The following is a 24759-nucleotide window of genomic DNA, read 5'->3' on the forward strand; positions in this document are numbered from 1 at the left end:
ACCGCACATAAACTCAAGGAGCCGCAACATGTCGGGTCTCAGCCGTTCCATACACCTTACGGTGCATATCCATAAAGATCCTGCAGCCATGGCCGAGCGCGCCGCCCACATTCTTGCGGCAGCCTGCGAGGAAGCCATCGCCGACAGGGGGATTTTTCGCATCGCCCTTTCGGGCGGGCAAACCCCCACGCCGCTTTTTCGCCTGCTGGCGGGCAAAGACTGGGCCGACCGACTTCCTTGGGACAAAATGACCTTTTACTGGGTGGACGAACGCTGCGTTGGCCCTGATCACCCGGACAGCAACTACGGCCTTGCCCGCCGAGAGCTGCTCAGCATGGTTCCGGCAATGCACTTTTTCCGCATGCGCGGCGAGGAAGACCCCGTTGAAGCCGCCGTCAAATACGAACAGCAGATCCGGGCCGAGTTCAATCTTGGCAGCCACGAGCTGCCCCGCTTTGACTTTATGCTGCTGGGCATGGGCGAAGACGGCCACACAGGCTCCATCTTTCCCAATTCGCCCGCGCTGGCCGAGCGCAAGCGCCTTGTCATCGACCAGTACGTGCCCGAGCGCAAGGCCGACCGCCTGACGCTGACGCTGCCGGTCATCAACAATGCCCGCTGCTGCATGTTTCTTGTGACCGGCAAGGAAAAGCACGACGTGCTTTCGCGCGCGCTCAACCTGCTGGCCGAGCCGACCCTGCCCGCGCAAAAAGTGCGCCCCGGCTTCGGCGAACTTATCTGGGTTGTGGACGAAGCCGCCGCCAGAGGCGAATAAGCCCGCCCACTGTCACGCTTATCAAGCAAAACCCCACCCGCATGCGGGTGGGGTTTTGTTGTCTGTCTGGTTATGCTCCCCGCCCGACTCTCCCCATGCAGCGTGCAAACCAGCCCCTATGGTACGGCGGGTGCTCCGTCGCCAGCGGGCGCTGGCTCCGCCGCAGGGCTGGCTTGCCGCTGCGCGGGCGAGGGCGTCGCATCCTGCCCTGGCAGATGTTCCTGCCCCTGCAGCACGCGGGCCTTGCAGATTATTTCCGGCCTGTATTCAAAATGCATCAGGTCATATTCGTGCCATTTGCCGCCCCAGATAAAGCCCTCGTTTTCAAAGGCCGCCACAATGGACGCTGGGTAATTTTTTTGCAGGGGATGCGGCCGCAGCTTGCTCCACCGCCAGTACGTGGCGATGCCGGGGCTGATGTCAAAGGCAATGCCAAAGGCGTGCGGGCTCAGACGATTTTCGCCCGCTATGCGCCGCCATGCAAAGCCGCCGTCCATCTTGAGCAAGGCCCTTAGCCGCGGCTCGTTGGCAACCTGCGGCGACAGGATGGCGTCGGCCCGGTTCATGGCCTGCGCGGCCGCTGGCGAAAGATGCAGGTTCTGTCCCATCAGCCTGGCCTGCACAAGATGACTGCTGACTGTCTTGAGATTTGCGCCGTAGAGAGCCTGCAGCAGATCATACGAGCGCCGCCGCCCGGGCGAAACCCCAAGCGGGGTATCGGGCCGCTCCGGCTCCAGGGGGTATGGTTCGGCCATGCTCGTGCGCACACTCACGACCCACTCCGATTCATGCCCGTTCGTCAGGGCTTCGGCGCCGGGTGCGGCCGCATACAGCACGCGGCGTCCGTCGACAAACATCAGCCATTGTCCCTGCGCGTCAGCCGTCATGCCGGTGATCTGGGGGTAGGCCCGGCGCAGGCAGTACATGTCGATGCGCCCGGTTTCGTCCAGCTCTGCGGGGAGCTCTGGTGCGGGCACGGGCTCAGCCGCCGGAACTGGCGAGGACTCCAGCGGCAAGTCGGGCAAGGACGCCGCAGCGGCATGCGCGACAAAGGCGCAGCACAAAAAAATACAAAGCAGCAATGTTCGCATCCCGGCAGACTATCCAACCCCGGCTTGTCAAGGCAAGCGCTTTTGCGTACACCTGCGCCATGTTTGCCTGGAAATTCTATCTGGTCACCTTTGGCTGCAAGGTCAATCAATACGAAACCCAATCCCTGCGTGAAGCCTGGCACGCTCTGGGCGGTGCGGAATGCAACGCCCCGGCCGAGGCCGACGTAGTGTGCGTCAACAGCTGCGCCATCACGGCCAAGGGCGAGAGGGACGCGCGCAACGCCGTATTCAGGTTGCGCAGGGAGGCTCCGCACGCGCGCCTGATCCTTACCGGCTGCGCCGCCAGGCTTTTTGCCGATTACAAACCACGCCCCGGGGCCATCTGGGCCGCGCCTGACCTGCTGGTTCCGCAGGAGGAAAAAAGCCGCCTGCTTGACGGCCCGTGGGCCGACCTTGACGGCGACCGCGCACCCCGGCCCTCTGCCGACGCGGCAACCGCCGACGCTACGGCGACTGCGCTGCAGGCGTTTCCGCCTTTTCAGATTTCGGCCTTCAAACGCGCCCGGCCTGTACTTAAAGTGCAGGATGGCTGCGCCCACCGCTGCACCTACTGCATTGTTCCGCTCACGCGCGGCAAACCGCGCAGCCGCCCGGTGGATGAAATTGTCGCAGAGGCGCGCCGTCTGCTGCAGGCAGGGCATGCGGAGATAATGGTTTCAGGCATCAATCTGGGCCAGTATGGCCGGGATGCCCAGACCGGCGATTTCTGGAGCCTGCTGCGCGCGCTCGACGCAGCCCTTGCCCCCGAATTTGCGGGCACGGCCCGCCTGCGCATCAGCTCGCTGGAACCCGGCCAGCTCGACCAACAGGGGCTGGATGCCCTGCTGGCCTGCCGCATGCTTTGCCCGCACCTGCACATTTCGCTGCAACACGGCAGCCAGCGGGTACTCAAACGCATGGGCAGGGGCCACTATACCCCCGCCATGCTCGAAAACGCCGTTGCCGCACTGACCCGGCAGTGGCCGGTCATGGGGCTGGGCGCGGATATCATTGCGGGTTTTCCTGGCGAGACGGAAGAAGACCTGCGCCAACTGCTTGAGCTTATCGAACGTCTGCCCATGAGCTATGCGCACGTATTCCCTTATTCGCGCAGACCAGGAACCGCCGCAGACCGCTTTGACGGGCAGATTGCCCACAGCCTCAAGCTTGAGCGGGCTGCCCGCCTGCGCGAGGCCGTGGCCCGCAAGCAACAGACATTTTTGGCCGCTCAGCTCAAGCTGCCGCGCATGTTGGTGGCCGCAGACAACCCGCAGGCATTTGCGGAACCAGCCCTCGCCGCGCCTGCTGGCGCAGACGAGGCCTCCATGCCCAATGCCGCAGGCAAGCCCAAAAAGAACAGCATCAAGGGCGTCAACGAATACTACGCGGTCTGCGCCATACGCCTGCCAGCGCAAGGCAAAAAAACCGGCGCGGGCGCTGGGCTCTTGCCCGCGCGCCCGGTAGCCCTTGCGGAAAAAGGGCTGGTTGTGGAGCTGATAGAATCAGAATAACGGGCGGTCGCGCAGCCGCCTACCCTGCCTCGGCAGCCATACCGCAACGCAACGCATAAAAATAAGGAAAGAAACAGGTCTGTTTCTTTCCTTATTTTTATTGCACGCAAAACGCGCTGACGCGCGCTGCAAGCCCACGGTCAAACATGGTTCAGACCAGGGCAAGCATACGCCTAGATGCTGATCTTCGCGCCCAGCAGTTTGACAAATTCGGCAATCAGGGCGGGATGGGCAGGCCAGGCCGGCGCGCTGACCAGGTTGCCGTCAACGGTGGCGCTCGAAAGGGTTTCGTTAAAATCGCACCAGGTCGCGCCAGCGTCCACCACGTCGGGTTTTACCGCCGGGTAGGCCGTGCAGCTGCGGTTTTTCAGCACGCCAGCCGAAACAAGGATCTGCGGGCCGTGGCACACGGCGGCAATGGGCTTTTTGGCGTTGTTGAATTCGCGCACTATTTCCAGAATGCGCGGGTTAAGACGCAGATATTCAGGGGCGCGGCCGCCGGGGATGACGAGGCCCGCGTAATCGGCGGTATTTACCTTGTCAAAGTCATAGTTGATGCCAAAGTTGTGCCCACGTTTTTCGGAGTAGGTCTGGTCGCCCTCAAAATCATGAATGGCCGTGCGCACGCTTTCGCCGGGCTTTTTGCCGGGGCATACGGCATGCACTTCATATCCAAGCATCTGCAGCATCTGGAAAGGAACCATGATCTCGTAATCTTCAACATAGTCGCCAGCCAGCACCAGAATTTTTTTCATATGTTCCTCCAAACGGGGAGCGGCCCGTTAACATGGTCGTCACGACCGGTTGTTGCGCGGCGGCCGGGCGGCAAAAGACCGCCCTTGCCTTGACCGCACATATACTTATATATGCACACAAAGCATGTGGGCAAGCCCCAAGGTTGCCCCAAAACGCTGCTCCGCCCGCTGCGCCTTGCAGCACGCGGATATGACCACGACAAGCAAGATACCGGCGCAAGCATACCGCGCTGTTTGTTGCGGCATGAGGCCGCAACGGTTTCATTACGGCAACAAGTGAGGAGTAAAACCATGCCCATGTATGATTTTGTCTGCACGGCCTGCGGCAATAAATTTGAAGAACTCGTTTTTGGCGACGAGGTTCCGCCTTGCCCCAAGTGCGCCTCGCCCGCCACAGAAAAGCAGATGTGCGTGCCAAGCCCCCTGAAGACCGGGGCTTTTCCTTACAAGCCCGGCCCGGTACGGCCCATGGGCACAGGCATGCCGCCCTCGTGCGCTGCTGGCGGCGGTTGCGGCGGCTGTGGCGGAAATTCCGGCGGATCTCAGGCATAAGACGCTGATTTTAAAAAATAAAAAAAAATATCCTCAGCGCCGGGCCTAGGGCATTTGTTGCATTCGCAAGCCCCTTGCTCTACACTGTCGCATACTTTTAGCAGGAAGGAAGCTATGCTCCGCAGCATGACCGGCTTTGGCCGCTGCCTGGTGGAAAACGACTACACCACCCAGCAGTGGGAGGTTAAAAGCGTCAACAGCCGCCATCTTGACCTCAAGTGGCGTCTGCCTCTCTCTGTGCGCAGTCTTGAGCCGCGGCTTGAAAAAGTCGTGCGCCGCTATGCCTCGCGCGGACGTGTGGATGTAAGTCTGGTTTTGCAGTACGCGCCGGGCAATGTGCCAGCCATGCGCTTTGACATGGTTCAGGCTGCCGCCATGATTGACAATTTACAGGCGCTGGCCAGCACAAGAGGCGAATCTTATGTTCCCGACTTCAACGCCCTGCTGCAGATACCCTCGCTTTGGGGCGACAGCGGCGAAGAGCTGGACGAAGGAATGGCCCTCTGCCTCGAAGAAGGCTTGGCTCTTGCCCTGGAAGACTGGAATGAAGCCCGCTCCGCCGAAGGCCGCGCTCTGGCCACCGACATGCACTCCCGCATACTGCGCATGGAGGAATGGACGGGCCTTATTGCCGAACGCGCGCCCAACATCAAGGAAGAACGCGCCAACGCCCTGCGTGAACGCCTGAGCGAAGCCCTCGCCCAAAACGGGCAGGAGCTGGAAGAAGGCCGTTTTTTGCAGGAGGCCGTCATACTGGCCGACCGTCTGGACGTGAGCGAAGAGCTTACGCGGCTCAACACGCACCTGTCGCGGCTGCACGACCTGCTCCAGACCGGCGGCGACGCCGGGCGCAGGCTCGACTTTACGCTGCAGGAGTGCTTCCGCGAGATCAACACCTGCGGCAACAAACTGCCCGACGTGCAGCTGTCGCGCATGGTGGTTGATTTTAAAAACGAACTGGAAAAATGCCGCGAGCAGGTCCAGAATCTGGAATAACATGCCTCGCGAACGACTTATCAATATCGGTTTTGGCAACTATGTGCTGGCGGGTCGGGTTGTGGGCATTGTCAGCCCTGCATCCTCGCCCATGAAACGCCTTCGTGAAGACGCGCGGGCAGAGGGAAGACTCATCGACGCCACTCAGGGTCGTAAAACGCGCTCCATATTGGTGACCGACTCCAACCACGTCATACTTTCCTCCATCCAGCCCGAAACAATCAGTCAGCGCTTTGCGCAAGAGGAAGGGGACTGATGCCCCGCGAAGGCATAGCACTGGTGCTCAGCGCACCGTCAGGCGCAGGCAAGACCACGCTGGTCAAACGGCTGCTGGCGGAGTTTCCGCACGTTGGCTACTCGGTTTCGTGCACCACCCGCCAGCCCCGTCAGGGCGAGGTGGACGGCAGGGACTATATTTTTTTGAGCCGTGAGGAATTTGAACAACGCCGCACGCAGGGATATTTTGCCGAATGGGCCGAGGTTCACGGCAATTTTTACGGCACGCCGCTCGGGCCGGTAAAGGACAGACTGCACCAGGGACAAGACGTGCTGTTTGATATTGACGTGCAGGGCGCTGCCCAGCTCAAGCTTTCGCTCTCTGAAGCCACGTTTGCCTTTATACTGCCGCCCAGCCTGCACGAGCTTGAAAACCGCCTGCGCGGACGCGGTCAGGACGACGAGCCGACCATCGCACGCCGCCTCGAAAACGCGCATGTAGAGATTCTTCAGGCCCGCTGGTACGATTCGGTGATTGTAAACGACGATCTGGATCAGGCCTACGACTGTCTGCGCGCGGTCTATGTAACCGCCAGCCTGGCCCCGGGGCGCAACCCGCATCTGCTGGACGAAATTCTGGCCCGATAGGCTGACCGGCAAATATCCAACCGGCGTAAGCCCCTGGCACATGCAACCTGAAACCGTATGCCGCACCCGTCCGGCGGGTTGCGACACCGGGCCGTCATACCAAGGAAACACCATGCCCACGCAGCAACACGCGCCGCAACTGGCGGTAGCCCTCGATTTGCCCGAAAAAAATCGGGCCGTCGCCCTTGCCGGGCAGCTGCGCGGCACGGTTCCCTGGTGCAAGGTTGGTATGGAGCTTTTTACCCATGCAGGCCCCGGTCTGCTGGAAGAGCTGGCGGGCATGGGCTTCAAGGTGTTTCTTGATCTCAAGTTTTACGACATCCCCAACACCGTGGCGCAGGCCGTCAAGGCTGCGGCGGCGGTGGGCGTAAACATGCTTACCCTGCACTGTCAGGGGGGCGAGCGCATGTGCCGGGCCGCAGCAGAGGCCGCTGCGGGCATTGCCGGGCCACGTCCCCTGCTGTTTGGCGTAACGGTGCTTACCAGTTTTGCGCCGGGCGAAATGCCCGGCATCGATGCCCTGCCCGCTGATTTTGCCCTGGCTCTGGCCCGTCAGGCCGGGCCGTGGGGACTCGACGGGGTGGTCTGCTCCGGGCACGAGGCGGCGGCCATCAAGGCGAGCTGCCCCGGCCTGCGTTGCCTGTGTCCGGGCATCCGCCCGGCGGGTTCCGCCGCCGGCGATCAGCGCCGGGTCATGACCCCCGCCATGGCCGTGGCCGCAGGGGCCGATTATCTTGTTGTGGGCAGGCCCATCACGGCGGCGCCCGACCCGCTGGGCATGGCGCGGCAGATTACGGCCGAAATGGCCTCAGCTCTCATATAACAGCAGTATTGAGGAACAGCATGGCAGGTCAAACGCCAAATAACGCGCATCCCACCAACGGCAAGGCTGACGTTCGGGGGGTCTTTTCCACCCAGGAGGTTCGCCGCGTCGGCACCGGCACCACGACGCGCAAAACAGTGCAAAAGACCTTTTGGTTTGTTGAACAGAACGGCAAGGAAATCGACTGCCAGCCGCTCAACACCAACTATGTGCCCAGCGGCCCCAAGCGCAAAATCACCCTGGACGAGCTGATTGCCAAATTTTCTCCCGAGCCCGAGTTTTACCTCAACTCCGTCTTTCCCAAAATGCAGGAGATGCAGCGCAACGTCGAAAACGGCGACACGCACCGCGAAAAGGGCGAGACCTTTGCTGCGGAATATGAATACGCACGGGCGCTCAATGTTGACGAAGAAAACGTACGGGCAAACTTTGGCATCGGGCTTACCTACCTTGAGCGCGGCGACAACGCCAAGGCGCAGGATATTTTTCAGCGGCTGGTAAAGCTTGAAGCCACGTTTGAGCCTGAGCACAAGCACCTGTTCAACGAGTTTGGCATCAACCTTCGCAAAAACAGAATGCTGCAGGAATCGCTGGAGTACTATCATCGGGCGCTTGAGCTTTCGCCCAACGACGAGAACCTGTACATGAATATCGCCCGCGTGCAGCTTGAGCTCAAAAACCTTGTCGAGTGCGTGGACAACCTGCTGAAGGCCCTTACCCTGTCGCCCCGGCACGAAACCTCGCTCAAGTTTCTGGCATGGCTCATCCAAAAACAGCTCGTGCCCGCCGACAGGCTGGACGGCGTGCGCGCGGCGTTGCAGGCCGCGCAAAGCGGGGCTGCCCGGCAGCCCAAACCGGCAGGCCGATAGCGTGAAAAACTGGCTGTTTCGCGAGCCTGCGCGCAGCGACTGCTCCATGCCGCCCCGGCAGTGGGCAGACGCCCTCTCCATCTCGCCCCTGCTTCTTGAAATTCTATGGCGGCGTGGCCTTTCCGAAAGGGAGGCCATAGACGCTTTTTTGTCCGCGCGCCTCAGCTCGCTGACTCCGCCCGACCAATGGCCGCAACTGCCAAAAGCAGCAAACCTGCTGGCAACGGAACTGCTGGCTGGCAAAAAACTGGCCGTGTGGGGCGACTACGACGTGGATGGCCTCACCGCCGCCACCCTGGTGCTGGATGTGCTTGAAAGCCACGGCATCACGGCCAGCTGGCATATCCCGGACAGACGCAGCGAAGGCTACGGCCTCAACGTGCAGCATATTGAAGCGCTGGCCGCCGAGGGATGCGGCATTCTGCTTACGGTCGACTGCGGCATTTCTGACTTCGCGCCCGTCAAACGCGCCAGAGAGCTGGGCATGACCGTGGTGGTCTCGGACCACCACCTGCCGCCCGCCGAGCTGCCCCCGGCCAACGCCATCTGCAACCCCAAGGTCTGTGCGGCGGAGGATCTGCCCTACCCGCACCTTGCGGGCGTGGGCGTGGCATTTTACCTCATGGGAGCCGTCAACGCGGCCCTTGCCCCACACACGGGCAAAAAGCACAACATGGGCGACAGCCTTGACCTTGTGGCCCTGGGTACGCTGGCCGACGTGATGCCCCTGACGGGAGAAAACCGCGTGCTTGTTCGCGGCGGGCTGGGCCGCATCGCACAGGCGCACCGCCCCGGCATGGCCGCCCTCAAGGTTGCCAGCGGCATAAACGCGGCTGCGGCCCTGAGCGCTGGACAAGCGGTATTTCGGCTTGCGCCGCGTATCAACGCTGCCGGGCGCATGGGCAAGGGCGAGCTGGCCCTCAAGCTGCTGCGCGAAAAAGACCACGCCGCAGCCGCGCTTATGGCCAAGGAGCTGGACGAGCTCAACCTCACCCGACGGCAGGAAGAAGAACGCATTTACGCCGAGGCCAAAAAACAGGCCTCTGACCTGCTGGCGCGCGGGCCGCGTATGGGCCTTGTGCTGTACGGCAAGGACTGGCACCCCGGCATTGTGGGCATTGTGGCCTCGCGCATTGTGGAAGACTATTACCGCCCGACCATCATTGTTTGCGAAGACCAGGGCAAGCTTAAAGGCTCGGGCCGCTCGGTGCGCGAGTTTGATCTGCACGGCGGCCTGACCCGTACAGCCGACTGTCTGCTGAATTTTGGCGGTCACAGACAGGCTGCCGGTGTACGGCTGGAGCCGGAACGGCTTGAAGAATTTCGCGCCCGGTTTGAAGCCGTGGCCGAAGAGGCTCTGGGCCCCACGCCCCTGCTGCCCACACTGACGCTGGAGTGCGATCTGCCGTTCAGCCATGCAAGCGACCATGACTTTCTCAAGGAACTGGAACTGCTGCAGCCCTTTGGGCCGGGTAATCCGGAGCCTGTGTTCCAGTCGCCGCCGCTGCTGGTCAAGGAGCGCTCGTACCTCGGACGCAGCCGGGAGCATGTGCTGTTGCGCCTTACAGACAGCGCCAGCGGCATCACGCTTTCGGCCAAGGCCTGGCGCATGGCCGACGAGCTGAAAGAATCACTGGTCAACAAGCATATACGCGTGGCCTACACCCCGCGCATGGATACCTTTAACGGCATCGCCTCTGTGGACATTGCCATCAAGGACTGGCGCCCGGCATAGTATCCGGCGCTTTTGCCCGCACGACCGGCAGCCCCCATACCAACGGCGCTGCCCCGTAAAAAACCGCTAAAACAACCGCCCGCTTTTTGCGCCTTGCAAGCCTGCGCAGGCCCTCGCAAAAACATGCAGTGGCTTTTGCACGGCCATACAGTCAACAGGGCTGCCGCTGCCCCCTCAGCGCACCTCAAGCCCCTTTTGCTGGCGCAAAGGCATACCCAGTGCCGGGCGTTAGCCCTGCTTCATTTCTGCAATCAGGTTGCTCAGGGCATGCGCCTGCCGCGTCAGCTCCGTCACGGCCTTGGACGCCTCGTCCATGGCAAGGGCCGTATGCCCCGAAATATCGTTGATTTTTACTATGGTCTGGTTGATTTCTTCGCTTGTGGCCGACTGCTGTTCACTGGCCGTGGCAATGGCGCGCACCTGATCGGCGGCAAACTCGACGCTGTTGACGATATGCGCCAGCGCCTCGCCCGATTGCGCGGCAAAATCAGAGGCGACCTCAACCTCGCGCAGGGCAATTTCCATAACATCCACGCTTTTGGCCGTGCTTGTCTGTATGGCCGTTATGGCGTTGCCCACGTCATTGGTGGAGGCCATGGTCTTTTCCGCCAGTTTGCGCACCTCGTCGGCCACCACGGCAAATCCGCGCCCGGCGTCTCCCGCCCGCGCCGCCTCGATGGCCGCGTTGAGGGCCAGCAGGTTGGTCTGGTCGGCAATATCCGAAATCACGTTCATGATGCGGCTGATGGCCTGGGCGTGGCCGTTGAGTTCGGCCATGTCGTTTTTGAGGCCGTGCGAAACCTCGCGCACCTGCCCAATGCTCTGCAGGGCCTTTTGCACGATGGCAGAGCCGCTTTCAGCGCTGCCACGCGTTTCTTCCGACGAGGAGTATGCCGCCGAGGAGTTGCGGGCCACCTCCTGCACCGTGGCGTTCATCTGGTTCATGGCTGTGGCCGCTTCCGCAAGGCGCTGGGCAGACTCCGAAGCGGCCTGCTCCGACTGCCCTATCTGCTCTGAAAGCCGGGCCGAGGCCGAGGCAAGCCCGGACGCCACGCCTTCGAGCTGACCGGCTGCCGCCAGCATGCCCTCGCGGCGGGCGTTTTCCGCCTGTCGGGCGGCTTCCGTGGCCTGCGCGGATGCTTCGCGGGCTTGCTCTGTAGCCTGTTGCGCGGCGGCGGTTTTTTCTTCACTTTCGCCCAGCAGACGCTTGATGTGGCCCAGCATGCGCTCCATGGCAAGCGACAGCACGCTGAATTCGTCGCCTCTTTTTTCAGAGGAGCGCAGCAGCCTTTCTTCCGCGACCGTACACTCAAGCCGCCCGTCGGCAATGGCCTCGGCCAGGCCGGAGAGGCCGCCAAGAAGGCGCACCATGCCCCGCACGATCAAAAAGATGACAATGCCAACGGCCAGGGCGCACCCCACGGCCAGCAGCACATTGTTGACCAGCATGTCGGCAATGGGCGCGAAAAGAATCTTTTTGTCCAGCTCAAGGCACAGTATCCAATGCTCTTCAGGCATCTCGGTGTAATACAATATTTTACCGCGCCCGTCGCCGTTCACAAATTCGAGTCTGCCCTTTTTGTTTTTGAGCACTTCGGACACCCAGGCCCCGCTCTCCTTCTGCCCGATGCGCGCGATATCCGAGTGCTGCACGATAACGCCGTCGGTATTGACCACAAAGGCCATGCCCGCATCGCCCAGGTCAACCTTGTTTGTAGTGGCCGCAGCCAGCCTGTCGTTGTCCGTGCCCCCGTAAATGACGCCCACAACCGTGCCGTTATCCACAATGGGCATGCCGATGATGGTGGTCATTTTTTGGGTGGCCACGCTGACCAGACCGACGGAACTGACCTGACCCTTCATGCCGTTGATAAAGTAGGCGCGCTTGGAAAAATCGTCGCCGATGGTTTTGCTGAATTTTTGGCTGTCGCCCTTTTTGCTGTGCACGATAACCTTGCCGTCCGGGGCGATAAGCCCGCAGGTGGCAATGTTGCTGTTGACGGCGGTAAAGTTTTTAAGGGCGTCTATGGCGTGGAGAAAAAGCTCGTCGTTATGGTCGATGACCCCGTTTTTGACATAGGAAGCCAAAAAAAGACGAAGACGGCGGTTTTCGGCAATCTGGGCCAGGGCTTCCTTCATGGACTGAAAAACAGCGTTGAGCCCTACCTCCTGCCCTTTAAGGATAGCTGCAATGTCTTGACGCGTCTGCCTGCGCAGGGCGTTTTCCGACGTATTGTGGCTAATGCCAGCCACAAGAGCGAGCCCCAGAATGGACGGAATAAGGATGCACAGCGACATCTTTGTCAACAGGCCCAGCTTCATGCTTCCTCCTGCGTTTTGACGCCAGATCGCGGCAAGGGGGACGTTTTACCTAATATTCGTCACAAATCTGGCATCCAATAGGGCGGACGTTGCATATTTGCATCATGCCTCAAATTGAAAGATACTAAAGTATGACCAATTATGGTCACATAAGCAATGGGGCTGCAAAAATGCAGGATCAGGCAAAAAAAATCCCCCGTCCGGCAAAGGGCGGGGGATTGCATGCGTACAATAGAATAAACGCGATCAGGGCATTGTGTATTCACGTTCGGTGTTAAAAATATTACCTTCTTTTTCCAGCCCCTGCGCGGCCGCCTTGCTATACCAGGCGGCGGCCTCGGACGGGTTTACGCTCACGCCGACGCCGTATTCATAGCACGCGCCAACATACCGCTGGGCCTGGGCAAAGCCCTGGTCGGCGGAGCGTTTGGCCCAGGCAAAGGACTGCTCGGGATTTTTGGCAAAGCCGTAACGTCCCTGGCTGGCGTACAGGGAGAGGTTAAACTGCGCCTCTGCATTGCCTGCATTGGCCGCGCGGGACATCAAATCGGCAACGGCTGCGTCGTTTTTGGGCACGCCAGCTCCAAGCTCGTACAGATAGCCAAGCTGCACCTGCCCCTCGGCGTAGTTCTGTTCTGCTGCAAGTCGAAACCACTTGGCGGCGGTTTCCATATCCTGGACGACGCCCAGGCCGTTTTCATAGCAGCGTGCGAGCAGCACCTGAGCGCGGGGGTTGCCGTCGCTGGCCAGAGGCTGCACCATTTGCACAACTTTATTGTATTGCCCGATATTATACGCGGTCCAGGCTTCATCCAGCGTCTGTTGGGCGGATTTGGCGGGGGCGGCCAGCACCGTTCCAACCATGCCTGCCCCCAGGACAAGCACTGCGGCCAGCAAAATTGCAGAACTCAGTTTTTTCATAACACGTCTCCTTTGCTTCCGGAGTTGCTTCCGGTATCGCACGGGCAGACAGTAGTACCAGCAAGGCCGTATGGCAAGGCCGCCCCTTGACGCGGTTGCAGGCAGAAGGCACAAACAACGGCAGGCGCGGGGCTTTTGCAAGCCCGCTTTATACGCCAGCGAGGAGATGCTGCATGATTGTTCCCCCTGACTCACCACGGCATGACCATCCCGATAATTACGGGCACGACACCCCTGCCCTGCCTGAAGGCACCAATGCCCCCAAGGGCGAGCCACGCGTGGTTGATGTGGAAGTGCTGCAGGGGCACGAAGATTCAGGGCGGCAAGGCCGCGCGCACGGCAACGGCTGGAACGGCAATGCGGGCTTTGACTCCCCCGGCAAACCATTTGGCGGCGGCGCGGGGCATACAGGCAAAGGGCGGCAGCGCTTTCAGGGCAGATTTTTTTACCATGAGACCTTTGGCTCCTCGGGCAATCTGGGCGGCATAAACTTTGGCCGCGTGTGGACCGGCGCACAGGACCAGACGGGCTGCCTGCCCCCCTGCGTCACCTTTGCCCTTTTTATGGTCTGCCTCGCCCAGTTTGGCCTTCTTGCGGGCATTGGCTTTGTTTTTTTTCACACCATCGGTTCGGTCATGGGCGTGTTGCGCGATGTGCGTCAATTCAGCATCGGCCGCCAGCCCAACCCCTGGATCTGGCGCCTGGGCAACTGGGGCTTTTCGTTTCTGCTCACCGCATGGCTTGCCGGAGCCTTCCACTAACCGTCAGCCGCCATGCCCGCCACCGATGCCGCAACCAACGCCGTATGGCTTGTGTATCTGCTGGAGTGCGCCGACGGCACCCTCTACTGCGGCATAACCACCGACATGCAACGCCGCCTGGGCCAGCACAATGGGCAAGCGCCCGGCGGCGCACGGTATACGCGGGGGCGACGCCCTGTACTGCTGCTCGGCAGCCGGGCCTGCAGCGGCAAAAGCGAAGCCCTGCGGCTGGAGCAGGCCGTCAAGGCGCGGCCCAAAGCCCATAAACTGCAATTTCTGCTTACCGGAGAGCTGGTTTCATGCTGACCCCCGACGCGCTGATGGCCTTTTTTGCTACCGCCCTGCTGCTTGGCATTGCGCCCGGGCCGGACAATATTTTTGTGCTCACCCAGTCCGCCCTGTTTGGCGCAAGGGCGGGCATGGTTACAACCATGGGGCTGGTCACTGGCCTTTGCGTGCACACAACAGCGGTGGCGCTGGGCGTGGCGGCCATTTTTCAGGCCTCCGCCCTGGCCTTTACGCTGCTTAAAACGGCTGGCGCGGGCTACCTGCTGTGGCTTGCCTGGCTCTCGTTTCGCGCCGGGGCCTCAACGGCAAAAATCGGCCGGAGCGACGCCGACGGCGGCTCTGCCGGCGCGGCGTTTCCCGGCTACATGGCGCTCTATCGGCGCGGCATAGTGATGAATGTCACCAACCCAAAGGTCTCAATATTTTTTCTCGCTTTTCTGCCGCAGTTCTGCGATCCCGCGCGGGGCAGCGTGGCTTTGCAGGTGCTAAGCCTTGGCGGCCTGTTTATGCTGGCCACCATTGTCGTTTTCTGGACAGTCGCCGCCCTTGGCGGGCGGCTGGCCGTGTGGTTCAACCGGTCGCAGCGCGGGCAGATCATCATGCAGCGCGTGGCTGGTTGCGTTTTTGTGGCGCTGGCGGCGGCCCTGCTGCTCAGCAGCCGCTGATTGCCCGGCCAACCTCGGCAAAATCAGGTGCACCGATGCGCAAAGTATCCCCCGCGACCTGTGCGCGGCCATTGTGGAGTTCTGCCACGCGGCTGGTATGCGCCGCAGAAGGGCTTGCCGGGCCGAACGACGATATGTATTGACATGATCGAGCAGTGAAGGTATGAAGTCCGACTTTCGAGGTATCACATGCAGAACTATCGCATCTCTCTCAATGACCTTCCCCCTGAGGGCAAGGAATTTACCATGGACGACCCCGCCATCTGGCAGGAACCCATGGAAGAATTCCAGTTGGATTGCCGCATAAGCAAACCGCTGTGCGCCCGCATTCTGGTATTGCCCATGGACGGCGGCTGGCTTGTGCGCGGCACGCTTGAGGGCGAAGCTGTTCTGCCCTGCAGCCGCTGCGCCGAAGACGCTGTTACCGCAATCTCCGCCCGTTTTGAGGAGTTTGAAAGCATCCCCGGCATGGGCGAGGACGAAGAAGAAGGCGACGACATCGCCCCCATTGGCGAGCTGGAAGATGTCGCCGAAGGCCGCATAGTATTTGAACGCAACTCCCCCATGCTTGATCTTGCCGCCATCTGCTGGGAAGAATTCATGCTGGCGCTGCCCGCAACACCCCTTTGCCGCGAAAACTGCAAAGGCCTGTGCGCCGGGTGCGGGGTTAATCTTAATGAAGGCATGTGCGCCTGCACAGAAGAGGAAGGCGACCCCCGCATGGCGGCATTGCGCGGCCTCACTCTGCACAAAAACTAGACAATCACAATTTTTTTTACTAATCTGCTGTGTCTTGCGGGCGGGCATGTGCGCCAAGCCGCCAATCCCGCACAAACATTCCGCAAGACAGGAAAAGGAGACTATCATGGCCGTTCAGCAAAACAAGAAATCCCGTTCCCGCAAGGGCATGCGCCGTTCCCATGACCGCGTGGCCGTGCCTGCCGTTATCTACTGCTCCTGCGGCGAACCCACCGTTCCGCACAGCGTGTGCCCCAACTGCGGTTCCTACAAGGGCCGTCAGGTGATCGCCAAAAGCGAAAACGAATAATGAACGAGCGCCCCATCATTGCCGTGGACGCCATGGGCGGGGACTTTGGCCCCTCTGTGGTCGTTCCGGGAGCTATTGAAGCCGCAAGGCTTTATGATCTGCATGTCCAGCTTGTGGGTGATACCCCCAAGCTGGAAGTCGAGCTTGAAAAACTCGACCTTACCGATGTGCATTTCGACATAGTTCAAGCCGATGATGTGGTGCACATGAATGAAAAGCCCTCGGACATTCTGCGCCGCAAAAAAAACGCGTCCATCCAGGTAGCCTGCCGTCAGGTCAAGGATGGCGCGGCGGATGCTGTTGTCAGTGCCGGGCATTCCGGCGCTACAGTGGCCTGCGGCATGTTCATCATGGGCCGTCTGCCCGGGGTGGAGCGCCCAGCGCTGGCCACGTTGCTGCCCACGGAAAAAAATCCCGTGGTCGTACTGGACGTGGGCGCCAATGTGGATTGCCGCCCCTACCACCTGTTCCAGTTTGGTCTCATGGGCGACGCATTCGCCCGCGACCTGCTGGGCTATGCCTCTCCGCGCGTGAGCATCCTCAGCATTGGCGAAGAAGAAGGCAAGGGCAACAGCCAGGTCAAGGAAGCCTACGACCTGCTGAAAATGGCCCAAAACCTCAACTTTGCGGGTAATGCCGAGGGGCGCGACATCTTTGTCGGCAATATCGACGTGGTTGTCTGCGACGGTTTTGTGGGTAACGTGGTCGTAAAAATGAGCGAAGGGCTGGCTGCCTCACTGGTGCGCATGCTCAAAAAGGTGTTTACCTCGGGCCTGCTGCCAGCCATTGGCGGCATGCTGGCCAAGGGCGCCTTCAAGCGCTTTGCCCGCACCATTGATTACGCCGAGTACGGCGGCGCGCCATTGCTGGGCCTTCAGGGCCTGGCCATTATCTGCCACGGACGCTCAAGCGCCAAGGCCATGACAAACGCCATCAAGATGAGCGGCACCTTTGTACGCAAAGGAACCAACCGTCGCCTCGGCGAAACCATTCTTGCCAACGAGGAACTGACACGTTTCTCCCGCGCCATCTAACCATACGGTATCTCTATGAATCCACTCTGTCATCTGCTCGCCTTGAGCGCCTATGTGCCGGACACGGTGCTGACCAATAACGATCTCGCCAAGGTGGTGGACACCAACGACGAATGGATTGTTACCCGCACCGGCATCAAGCAGCGCCACAGGCTGGACGATGCGGAAAATGCCTCGGATCTCGGCCTCAGGGCCGCCCGCAAGGCGCTTGCCGAGGCTGGGATTGAAGCCACGGAGCTTACCCATGTGGTTGGCGCAACCTGCACCCCAGACGTGCTCTCTCCCTCTGTGGCGTGCATTATCGCCGGACAGCTGGGCACACAAAAGGTCATGGCTTTTGACATCAGCGCGGCCTGCTCGGGCTTTTTGTACGGGCTTTCCATCTGCCGTGCCCTGCTGGCGCAGGACCCCGCCGCCAAAATTCTTTTTGTCTGCACCGAGGCGCTTACCCGCCGCGTCAACTGGGCGGACCGCTCTACCTGCGTGCTGTTTGGCGATGCCGCCACGGCCTGCATTGTCAGTTCTTCAAGCTCGGCCATGGCCGAAATTGAAGACGTGGTTTGCCACAGCGACGGCGTGCAGCGCGACCTTATCGTGGTTGGCGGCGGCACCCGCTGCCGTTACGGCCTGGGCGAGCCCGTAGGCGAAAATTTCTTTATTACCATGCAAGGCCGCGAAACCTACAAGCACGCAGTGCGCAATATGGTGCATGTCTGCGAGGAATTGCTTACGCGCAACGGCCTTACCGGTACGGATGTGGACCTGCTGGTTCCGCATCAGGCAAATATGCGCATCATCGAGGCTGTTGGCAGCCGCCTCAACCTGACAGGCGAGCGCGTGTTTACCAATGTGGAAAAATACGGCAACACCTCTTCTGCATCCATCCCCTTGGCACTGGCCGAGGCGCGGGCCGAGGGACGCATCCGTCCCGGCAGCCGCGTTCTCATGACGGCCTTTGGCGCGGGCCTTACCTGGGGTGCGGCTTTGTTACGCTTTTGAGGCAATGTCTCAGCGGGATTGCCGCGCTGAGCAGTGCCATGTATACTGATTATCAGTCGGGCGAAGCCGTGATCCGGGAAGCCATGCCGACCGGAACGCGCAGCAGCGAGTCTGCCGCGCAGACGGCCAAACCCTTTATCCATACGACTCAGACAAAGGCGAAATGAGCATGAGCACAGCGCAATCCATCCCTGCAGCCGGAGTGCCGACAGCCCTGGTTACCGGCGGTTCGCGCGGCATTGGTCGGGCCATTGCCCAAACCCTTGCCCGTGACGGCTTTCAGGTTTTCCTCACCTACGTCAGCAAACCCGAAGAAGCGGAAAAGGTCGCGGCCGACATCCGCGCCACTGGCGGCAAGGCTTTTGCCTTTGCCCTCGATGTGAGCAACAGCGAAGCTGTGACCGACTTTTTTGCTGCCCATATCAAGGACAAGGTTGATCTTGCCGTGCTTGTTAATAATGCCGGCATCACCAAGGACGGCTTTCTTGTACGCATGAAGGACGAAGACTTCGACCGCGTTATCGCCGTCAACCTTCGAGGCGCGTTTGTCTGCACACGCGAGGCCGCCAAAATAATGAGCAAGTCCCGCAAGGGGCGCATCGTCAATATTTCTTCCGTGGTGGGACAGATGGGCAATGCCGGACAGGCCAACTATGCGTCGGCCAAGGCCGCCCTGCTGGGGTTGACCAAGTCCTGCGCCAAGGAACTGGCCGCCCGCCAGATTACGGTTAACGCCGTAACACCGGGTTTTATCGAAACGGACATGACCGCAACGCTCAATGACGAAGTGCGCGCAAGCTACACAGACAGCATACCGCTCAAGCGCATGGGCAGCGCCGAAGATGTGGCCGAGGCCGTTGCTTTTCTCGCTTCGGACAAGGCGGCTTACATCACCGGTCAGGTGCTGGGAGTGAATGGCGGTATGTACTGCTAGGCTTTAACTACGGAAGACTCCCGGCTTGCCGGGGTTAAGCAGACCACTAATTTATCTGGAGGATACCATGTCTGAAGTTACAGAAAAAGTTAAAAAGATCATCATCGACCAGCTCGGCGTGAGCGCAGAAGAAGTGAAGCCCGAAGCTTCCTTCGTTGAAGACCTCGGCGCCGACTCCCTTGACCTGACCGAACTGATCATGGCCATGGAAGAAGAGTTCGACATCGAAATCGCCGATGACGACGCCCAGAAGATACTGAAAGTTCAGGATGCCATCAGCTACATCGAAAACAAGCAATAGCATCTGCTTGTTTGCAGTATATGAAGCGCGGGGGGGGCTGCCCCCCGCCTCAAAGGAGCATGCATGACCCGTCCCCGCGTAGTAATCACCGGCATAGGCGGCGTTACGCCCCTCGCCAATGATATTGAGAGCACCTGGAAAAAACTGCTCGCAGGCGAGTCGGGCATCGCGCCCATCACGCTGTTTGACGCCTCCGCCTACGATTCCCGCATTGCTGGTGAAGTGAAAAACTTTGTCGCCGAAGACTTCATGCCCATGAAATCGGCCCGGCGCATGGACCGTTTCACCCAGTTTGCAGTAGCCTCTGCCAAGATGCTGCTTGAAGACTCCAAGTACGAAATCACCGACGCAAACGCCTATGAGACGGGCGTTATCCTCGGCATCGGCCTTGGTGGTCTGCATACGATCGAAACCTACCACAGCAAGCTGCTGGAATCAGGCCCCCACAAAATTTCGCCCTTCATGATCCCCATGCTTATTTCCAACATGGGGCCGGGACAGATATCCATCTTCACCGGCGCCAAGGGTCCGAACATCGTTACCACCACGGCCTGCGCCTCGGCGATTCACGCCCTTGGCACGGCCTACAGCGAAATGGTCCTTGGCCGCGCCACCGCCGTTATTTCCGGCGGCGTCGAAGCTACGGTCACCCCTCTGGGCGTGGCTGGCTTTACGGCGCTCAAGGCTCTTTCGTCGCAGTTTAATGACGAGCCCACCAGGGCATCCCGTCCCTTTGACGCCAAACGCGACGGTTTTGTCATCGGCGAGGGCGCCGGTATGCTGCTGCTTGAAACGCTGGAATCCGCCCAGGCGCGCGGCGCCAAGATATATGCCGAAATGGTCGGCTATGGCGCTTCCGGCGACGCCTATCACATGACCGCCCCCTGCGACGACGGAGCAGGCATGGCCCGCGCCATGCAAAACGCCCTGCGCGAGGCAGGCATTGACGCTTCGGCCATTGGCCACATCAATGCCCACGCCACCTCCACCAGCCTCAACGACAGCACCGAGACCAAGGCCATCAAAACCGTCTTTGGCGCGCATGCCGGCAAGGTCAAGATTTCGGCCACCAAGTCCATGACCGGGCATCTGCTCGGCGCGGCCGGCGGCATCGAATCAGTGTTCACCGCCCTGGCGCTTCGTGACGAAATGCTGCCCGGCACAATCAACCTTGAGAACCCTGATCCCGCCTGCGACCTCGACTACATGGCCGACGGCTCCAAGCACATCGCCTGCGAATACGCCATGTGCAACTCCTTTGGCTTCGGCGGCACCAACGCAAGCGTGATCTTCAAAAAGTGGCAGCAGTAACCGGCAACGTTATTACCGGCTTCTGCCCCCCCCCGTTTGATAATCCTCTGCCCGCCGTTGTGGCGGGCAGAACATTTCAAAAGGATGCGACGTCATGGACGAAATCCTGCTGCAAGACCCGGAACTGGCGCGAGCCATCACGCTTGAATCCAACCGCCAGATGAGCAAACTTGAGCTCATCGCCTCTGAAAACTTTGTTTCGCGCGCCGTGCGCGAAGCCCAGGGCAGCGTGCTTACTCACAAGTATGCCGAAGGCTACCCCGGCAAGCGCTATTACGGCGGCTGCGAATACGTGGACATAGCCGAGACGCTGGCTCAGGACCGTGCCAAAAAGCTCTTTAACTGCGAATACGCCAACGTGCAGCCGCACTCCGGCTCGCAGGCCAACATGGCAGCCTATCTGGCCTTCATGAAGCCCGGCGACACCATCCTTGGCATGAACCTCTCGCACGGCGGGCACCTTACCCATGGCAGCCCCGTGAACTTTTCGGGCCGTCTGTTCAACATCGTTTCATACGGCGTGCAGCGCGAAACAGGCCGCATCGACTATGACGAAGTGGCCGCCCTCGCCCGCGAGCACAAGCCCAACGCCATTGTGGCGGGCGCCAGCGCCTACCCCCGCGCCATTGATTTTGCCCGCTTCCGCGAGATCGCCGACGAGGTCGGCGCCAAGCTGGTGGTAGACATGGCCCACATCGCCGGCCTTGTGGCCGCCGGTCTGCACCAGAGCCCTCTTTCGTACGCCCACATCACCACCACCACCACGCACAAGACCCTGCGCGGTCCTCGCGGCGGCATGATTCTGTCTACCGAAGATATGGGCAAAACCCTGAACAGCCAGATTTTCCCCGGCATTCAGGGCGGCCCGCTCATGCACGTTATCGCGGCCAAGGCCGTGGCCTTTGGCGAGGCGCTGCGTCCTGCCTTCAAGAGCTACCAGCAGCGCGTGGTCACCAATGCCGCCGTGCTCGCCAAGTATCTCATGGATGCCGGGTACGAGCTTGTTTCCGGCGGCACGGACAACCACCTCATGCTGGTCGACCTGACCAACAAGGACATCACGGGCAAGGACGCGGAACACGCTCTTGATCTGGCGGGCATTACCGTCAACAAGAACACTGTGCCCTTTGAAACCCGCTCGCCCTTTGTGACCTCGGGTGTGCGCCTTGGCACTGCCGCCCTGACCACGCGCGGCATGAAGGAAGACGACATGCGCACAGTCGGCGCGTTTATTGTTGACGCCATCGACAAGCGCAACGACGAAGCCGCGCTGGCAAAGATCAGCAAAAACGTTGAGGAATTTGCCCGCCAGTTCCCGCTATTTGCCTGCTAACGGGCAGACATCAGGGCGATTTTTTTGCGACTGCGGCTTTGATGGAAACATCAGGCCAAGGCGCAGAGAACCGCACCCCCTTTGGCAAAGCCCCGGTTTTGAGAAAAACAGGGGCTTTGCCGTGCAGGACGGGGCATTCCCTAAGGCGGAAAGCACGACGCACGCGATGAATTTGACGACCAGAGCCGCCAACGCAGCCTGACGCGGCATCACGGCAAAAGGGACCGCCCCGCCGTGTTGGGATTTTTTGCCGTCAGGCAAGGAAGGCAAGTGAGAGGCGGCGGGAGTGTACTCTTACGGTACACGACCAGAGCCGCCAACGCAGCCTGACGCGGCATCACGGCAAAAGGGACCGCCCCGCCGTGTTGGGATTTTTTGCCGTCAGGCAAGGAAGGCAAGTGAGAGGCGGCGGGAGTGTACTCTTACGGTACACGACCAGAGCCGCCAACGCAGCCTGACGCGGCATCACGGCAAAAGGGACCAACACGGCAACTTGGCATTTTGCCCGGCCGCCTGTACACTGCCCTGAATATATAGGTGGGTGCTTTATGCAGCGAATGCCGTGGCCGGAATATTTTATGAACATCACGTACCTGGTGAGCGGGCGTTCAACGTGCACCAGGCGCAAGGTGGGCGCTGTGGCGGTAAAGGACAAACGCATCCTTGCCACGGGGTACAATGGTGCGCCTGCGGGGGTTCCGCACTGTCTCGAGGTGGGTTGCCTGCGCGAACAGCTGGGCATTCCGTCGGGGCAGCGGCACGAGATATGCCGGGGCCTGCATGCCGAGCAAAACGTCATCATCCAGGCGGCTGTGCACGGCATCAACATCAGAGGCGCTGAAATATACTGCACTACGCACCCGTGCGTGCTGTGCAGCAAGATGCTGATAAACTGCGGCATCCGTCATATTTTTTATGCGGAGTATTACCCGGACGACCTGGCGGAGCAGATGCTCAAGGAAGCTGGGGTGATCGTGGAAAAACTGGACTTTACACCGCCTGTCATCAGTGCCCAAGCCGGAGTAGGCAGCTATGTCTGAAATGGATTACGTCCCCTTTATGCGTGAAGCCATCGCCCTTGCAGAACAGGGCCGGTGGCATACCTGCCCCAATCCTGCGGTGGGGGCTGTGCTGGTGCGAGACAACAAGGTTGTGGCTCGCGGCTGGCATCACGCTGCAGGGCAGGATCATGCGGAAGTGGACTGCATCAAGGATGCTGCCGCCCGTGGCGTAAACCCGGCGGAATGCACGCTGGTCGTCACGCTTGAGCCATGCTGCCACCATGGCAAAACACCCCCCTGCACCGACGCGGTGAGGGCTGCGGGCATCAAGCGGGTTGTGGTGGGCCTGGCCGACCCCAACCCCCAGGCCTGCGGCGGAGCATGCCAGCTGCGCGCAAGCGGCCTTGAAGTTATCGAAGGCGTGTGCGAGCAGGAATGTCAGGACCTTGTGGCCGATTTTCTGGTTTGGCAAAAGCACAAGCGCCCCTATGTACTGCTGAAAATGGCCGCCACCCTCGACGGGCGCATCGCCACCCGCAAGGGGCAGTCAAAGTGGATCAGCTGCGAAGAATCACGCAACGAGGTACAGGAGCTGCGCGCGGGCATCGGCCTGTGCGGCGGAGCCGTTCTTGTGGGCGGCGGCACATTTCGCGCCGACAATCCCCAGCTTACCGTGCGGGGCGAGAACCAGCCCCCCCAGCCTCTGGCCTGCGTGCTCACCTCGCGCCTGCCCCAGCCCGACGCCGATTTTCACCTGCTGAAGGACCGCCCCGAGCAGACCGTTTTTATGGTTTCGCCTGCAGCGGCGGCATCTACCACTGCCAAGGCCCTGCGCGACATCGGCGTACGGGTGCTGGCGCTTGGCCCCGGCATGCACGGCGGGCCGGATTTTCCCGGTTTGCTGCACACCATGTGGGAAGAACTCAACTGCCCCTACCTGCTTTGCGAAGGCGGCGGCCATCTGGCCCTGAGTCTGCTTGAAGCCGGGCTGGTGGATGATTTTCGCCTGCATCTCGCGCCCATGATTCTGGGCGATGAAGATGCTTTGCCGCTCTTTTCCGGCCGCGCGCCCCTCAGCCTTGAAGACGCCCTGCGCATGCGCGTGAGCAACACGCACCTGTGCGGCACCGACATTCACATCCACCTGCGGCCGCTGGAAGCCGCCAAGGCGTAGCGGCATGTTTACAGGCATCATCCAGGGACAGGGCGAGGTTCTGGCGCTGCGCGACAGCGGTACGGAACGCAGGTTTACCCTGCGGCCCCTGTTTACCCTGCCCTCCATTGAGGATGGCGAATCCATTGCCGTAAACGGCGCGTGCCTTTCTGTGGAAACGCACGGCGAAAACGTGTTTACGGCCTATGCCTCGGCGGAGACCCTGTCGCGCACCACGCTCGGCAGGCTCAAAACCGGCGACATGGTCAATATGGAAAGGGCGCTGGCCATGGGCGACAGGCTCGGCGGGCATCTGGTGAGCGGGCATGTGGACTGCCTTGCCACAGTGCGCAGCGTGACGGGCGCTGGCCAGTCGCTATGCTGCCGCCTCGCATTTCCCAAAGAATACGGGGTCGAGGTCATCGCCAAGGGCTCGGTGGCCCTTGACGGCATCAGCCTTACCATTAATGCTTGCGGACCGGATTTTCTCGAGGTCAACATCATCCCCGATACGCAAAAGCGCACCACCATGCGCAACTGGCGGACCGGTACGCTGGTGAATATGGAAACCGACCTCATCGGCAAGTATGTGCGCAGTCTTTTGGGAGCCTGGGTTCCCGGCGGCAACAGCGCGGCAAAAGAGACGGAAATCGCGGCCAAGGCTGGCGGCCTGAGCCGTGAGATGCTGCTGCGCAACGGATTTATCTGACAATAATT

At 60.7% G+C, this 24759-nt stretch carries 27 protein-coding genes; 23 read left to right on the top strand and 4 right to left on the bottom strand.

The window, feature by feature from the left end; all coding sequences use genetic code 11:
- Positions 1-28 precede the first annotated feature (28 nt).
- Entirely contained in the window at positions 29-775 is a 747-nt protein-coding gene (gene pgl, locus DDIC_RS08975; protein WP_136400125.1) for a 6-phosphogluconolactonase, read from the top strand.
- A gap of 116 nt (positions 776-891) precedes the next feature.
- On the opposite strand, the gene DDIC_RS08980 is transcribed toward pgl, so the two are convergent.
- Positions 892-1857: a M15 family metallopeptidase gene (locus DDIC_RS08980; RefSeq protein ID WP_247647436.1), complete on the bottom strand. Its 966-nt coding sequence runs from the start codon at positions 1855-1857 to the stop codon at positions 892-894.
- 68 nt (positions 1858-1925) lie between these two features.
- Between DDIC_RS08980 and DDIC_RS08985 the strand changes: the two genes are divergently transcribed.
- A complete protein-coding gene (locus tag DDIC_RS08985) occupies positions 1926-3377 on the top strand; it encodes a MiaB/RimO family radical SAM methylthiotransferase (RefSeq protein ID WP_136401084.1) in 1452 nt (483 codons plus the stop codon).
- A gap of 173 nt (positions 3378-3550) precedes the next feature.
- On the opposite strand, the gene DDIC_RS08990 is transcribed toward DDIC_RS08985, so the two are convergent.
- Positions 3551-4132 carry a DJ-1/PfpI family protein gene (locus DDIC_RS08990; RefSeq protein WP_136400127.1) on the bottom strand — a complete coding sequence of 194 codons (582 nt, stop codon included), beginning with the start codon at positions 4130-4132 and terminating at the stop codon, positions 3551-3553.
- A gap of 291 nt (positions 4133-4423) precedes the next feature.
- Here DDIC_RS08990 and DDIC_RS08995 point away from each other — a divergent pair, with 291 nt between their 5' ends.
- The 7 genes from DDIC_RS08995 to recJ all read left to right on the top strand — a co-directional run bounded on the left by DDIC_RS08995 (position 4424) and on the right by recJ (position 9971).
- Entirely contained in the window at positions 4424-4684 is a 261-nt protein-coding gene (locus DDIC_RS08995; RefSeq protein ID WP_136400128.1) for an FmdB family zinc ribbon protein, read from the top strand.
- Between the two features lie 114 nt (positions 4685-4798).
- Positions 4799-5680 (top strand): YicC/YloC family endoribonuclease, encoded by an 882-nt coding sequence (locus DDIC_RS09000; RefSeq protein ID WP_136400129.1) that lies wholly within the window; start codon positions 4799-4801, stop codon positions 5678-5680.
- 1 nt (position 5681) lies between these two features.
- Positions 5682-5936, top strand: a complete 255-nt coding sequence (locus tag DDIC_RS09005; protein WP_136400130.1) for a DUF370 domain-containing protein — start codon at positions 5682-5684, stop codon at positions 5934-5936.
- Positions 5936-6544, top strand: a complete 609-nt coding sequence (gene gmk / locus DDIC_RS09010) for a guanylate kinase (protein WP_136400131.1) — start codon at positions 5936-5938, stop codon at positions 6542-6544. The genes DDIC_RS09005 and gmk overlap by 1 nt, the downstream gene beginning before the upstream one ends.
- 112 nt (positions 6545-6656) lie before the next feature.
- Entirely contained in the window at positions 6657-7367 is a 711-nt protein-coding gene (gene pyrF / locus DDIC_RS09015; RefSeq protein WP_136400132.1) for an orotidine-5'-phosphate decarboxylase, read from the top strand.
- A 20-nt stretch (positions 7368-7387) separates the two neighbouring features.
- Positions 7388-8236, top strand: coding sequence for a tetratricopeptide repeat protein (locus DDIC_RS09020; protein ID WP_136400133.1), 849 nt, complete (start codon positions 7388-7390; stop codon positions 8234-8236).
- Between the two features lies 1 nt (position 8237).
- Positions 8238-9971 carry a single-stranded-DNA-specific exonuclease RecJ gene (recJ, locus tag DDIC_RS09025; protein ID WP_432612320.1) on the top strand — a complete coding sequence of 578 codons (1734 nt, stop codon included), beginning with the start codon at positions 8238-8240 and terminating at the stop codon, positions 9969-9971.
- A 228-nt stretch (positions 9972-10199) separates the two neighbouring features.
- On the opposite strand, the gene DDIC_RS09030 is transcribed toward recJ, so the two are convergent.
- Together DDIC_RS09030 and DDIC_RS09035 are read right to left on the bottom strand one after the other, a co-directional pair.
- Entirely contained in the window at positions 10200-12293 is a 2094-nt protein-coding gene (locus tag DDIC_RS09030) for a methyl-accepting chemotaxis protein (RefSeq protein ID WP_136400134.1), read from the bottom strand.
- Between the two features lie 246 nt (positions 12294-12539).
- Positions 12540-13214, bottom strand: a complete 675-nt coding sequence (locus DDIC_RS09035; protein WP_136400135.1) for a tetratricopeptide repeat protein — start codon at positions 13212-13214, stop codon at positions 12540-12542.
- Between the two features lie 173 nt (positions 13215-13387).
- Here DDIC_RS09035 and DDIC_RS09040 point away from each other — a divergent pair, with 173 nt between their 5' ends.
- From DDIC_RS09040 to DDIC_RS09105, 14 genes are all read left to right on the top strand, one after another.
- Positions 13388-13975 carry a hypothetical protein gene (locus tag DDIC_RS09040; RefSeq protein WP_136400136.1) on the top strand — a complete coding sequence of 196 codons (588 nt, stop codon included), beginning with the start codon at positions 13388-13390 and terminating at the stop codon, positions 13973-13975.
- Between the two features lie 12 nt (positions 13976-13987).
- Positions 13988-14281 (top strand): GIY-YIG nuclease family protein, encoded by a 294-nt coding sequence (locus DDIC_RS09045; protein WP_136400137.1) that lies wholly within the window; start codon positions 13988-13990, stop codon positions 14279-14281.
- Positions 14275-14928: a LysE family translocator gene (locus DDIC_RS09050; RefSeq protein WP_136400138.1), complete on the top strand. Its 654-nt coding sequence runs from the start codon at positions 14275-14277 to the stop codon at positions 14926-14928. The genes DDIC_RS09045 and DDIC_RS09050 overlap by 7 nt, the downstream gene beginning before the upstream one ends.
- 189 nt (positions 14929-15117) lie before the next feature.
- Positions 15118-15687: a YceD family protein gene (locus tag DDIC_RS09055; RefSeq protein WP_136400139.1), complete on the top strand. Its 570-nt coding sequence runs from the start codon at positions 15118-15120 to the stop codon at positions 15685-15687.
- Positions 15688-15793: 106 nt separating this feature from the next.
- Complete coding sequence (gene rpmF, locus DDIC_RS09060) at positions 15794-15976, top strand: 50S ribosomal protein L32 (protein WP_136400140.1); 183 nt, start codon at positions 15794-15796, stop codon at positions 15974-15976.
- On the top strand, positions 15976-17010 hold the full coding sequence (gene plsX, locus DDIC_RS09065; protein WP_136400141.1) for a phosphate acyltransferase PlsX: 1035 nt from the start codon (positions 15976-15978) through the stop codon (positions 17008-17010). Before rpmF ends, plsX begins: the two co-directional genes overlap by 1 nt.
- 15 nt (positions 17011-17025) lie before the next feature.
- The gene (locus tag DDIC_RS09070) at positions 17026-18009 is read left to right on the top strand and encodes a beta-ketoacyl-ACP synthase III (RefSeq protein ID WP_136400142.1); all 984 of its coding nucleotides are present in this window, start codon (positions 17026-17028) and stop codon (positions 18007-18009) included.
- Between the two features lie 169 nt (positions 18010-18178).
- Entirely contained in the window at positions 18179-18943 is a 765-nt protein-coding gene (gene fabG / locus DDIC_RS09075; RefSeq protein WP_136400143.1) for a 3-oxoacyl-[acyl-carrier-protein] reductase, read from the top strand.
- Positions 18944-19010: 67 nt separating this feature from the next.
- Positions 19011-19244, top strand: a complete 234-nt coding sequence (acpP, locus tag DDIC_RS09080; protein ID WP_136400144.1) for an acyl carrier protein — start codon at positions 19011-19013, stop codon at positions 19242-19244.
- A 63-nt stretch (positions 19245-19307) separates the two neighbouring features.
- On the top strand, positions 19308-20555 hold the full coding sequence (gene fabF, locus DDIC_RS09085; protein WP_136400145.1) for a beta-ketoacyl-ACP synthase II: 1248 nt from the start codon (positions 19308-19310) through the stop codon (positions 20553-20555).
- 94 nt (positions 20556-20649) lie between these two features.
- Positions 20650-21888, top strand: coding sequence for a serine hydroxymethyltransferase (gene glyA / locus DDIC_RS09090; protein WP_136400146.1), 1239 nt, complete (start codon positions 20650-20652; stop codon positions 21886-21888).
- 548 nt (positions 21889-22436) lie between these two features.
- Positions 22437-22928: a deoxycytidylate deaminase gene (locus DDIC_RS09095; RefSeq protein WP_136400147.1), complete on the top strand. Its 492-nt coding sequence runs from the start codon at positions 22437-22439 to the stop codon at positions 22926-22928.
- Positions 22921-24063 (top strand): bifunctional diaminohydroxyphosphoribosylaminopyrimidine deaminase/5-amino-6-(5-phosphoribosylamino)uracil reductase RibD, encoded by a 1143-nt coding sequence (gene ribD, locus DDIC_RS09100; RefSeq protein WP_136400148.1) that lies wholly within the window; start codon positions 22921-22923, stop codon positions 24061-24063. The genes DDIC_RS09095 and ribD overlap by 8 nt, the downstream gene beginning before the upstream one ends.
- A gap of 4 nt (positions 24064-24067) precedes the next feature.
- Positions 24068-24751 (top strand): riboflavin synthase, encoded by a 684-nt coding sequence (locus tag DDIC_RS09105; protein ID WP_136400149.1) that lies wholly within the window; start codon positions 24068-24070, stop codon positions 24749-24751.
- Positions 24752-24759 lie beyond the last annotated feature (8 nt).

Source organism: Desulfovibrio desulfuricans, assembly GCF_004801255.1.
Lineage (GTDB): Bacteria > Desulfobacterota > Desulfovibrionia > Desulfovibrionales > Desulfovibrionaceae > Desulfovibrio > Desulfovibrio desulfuricans_C.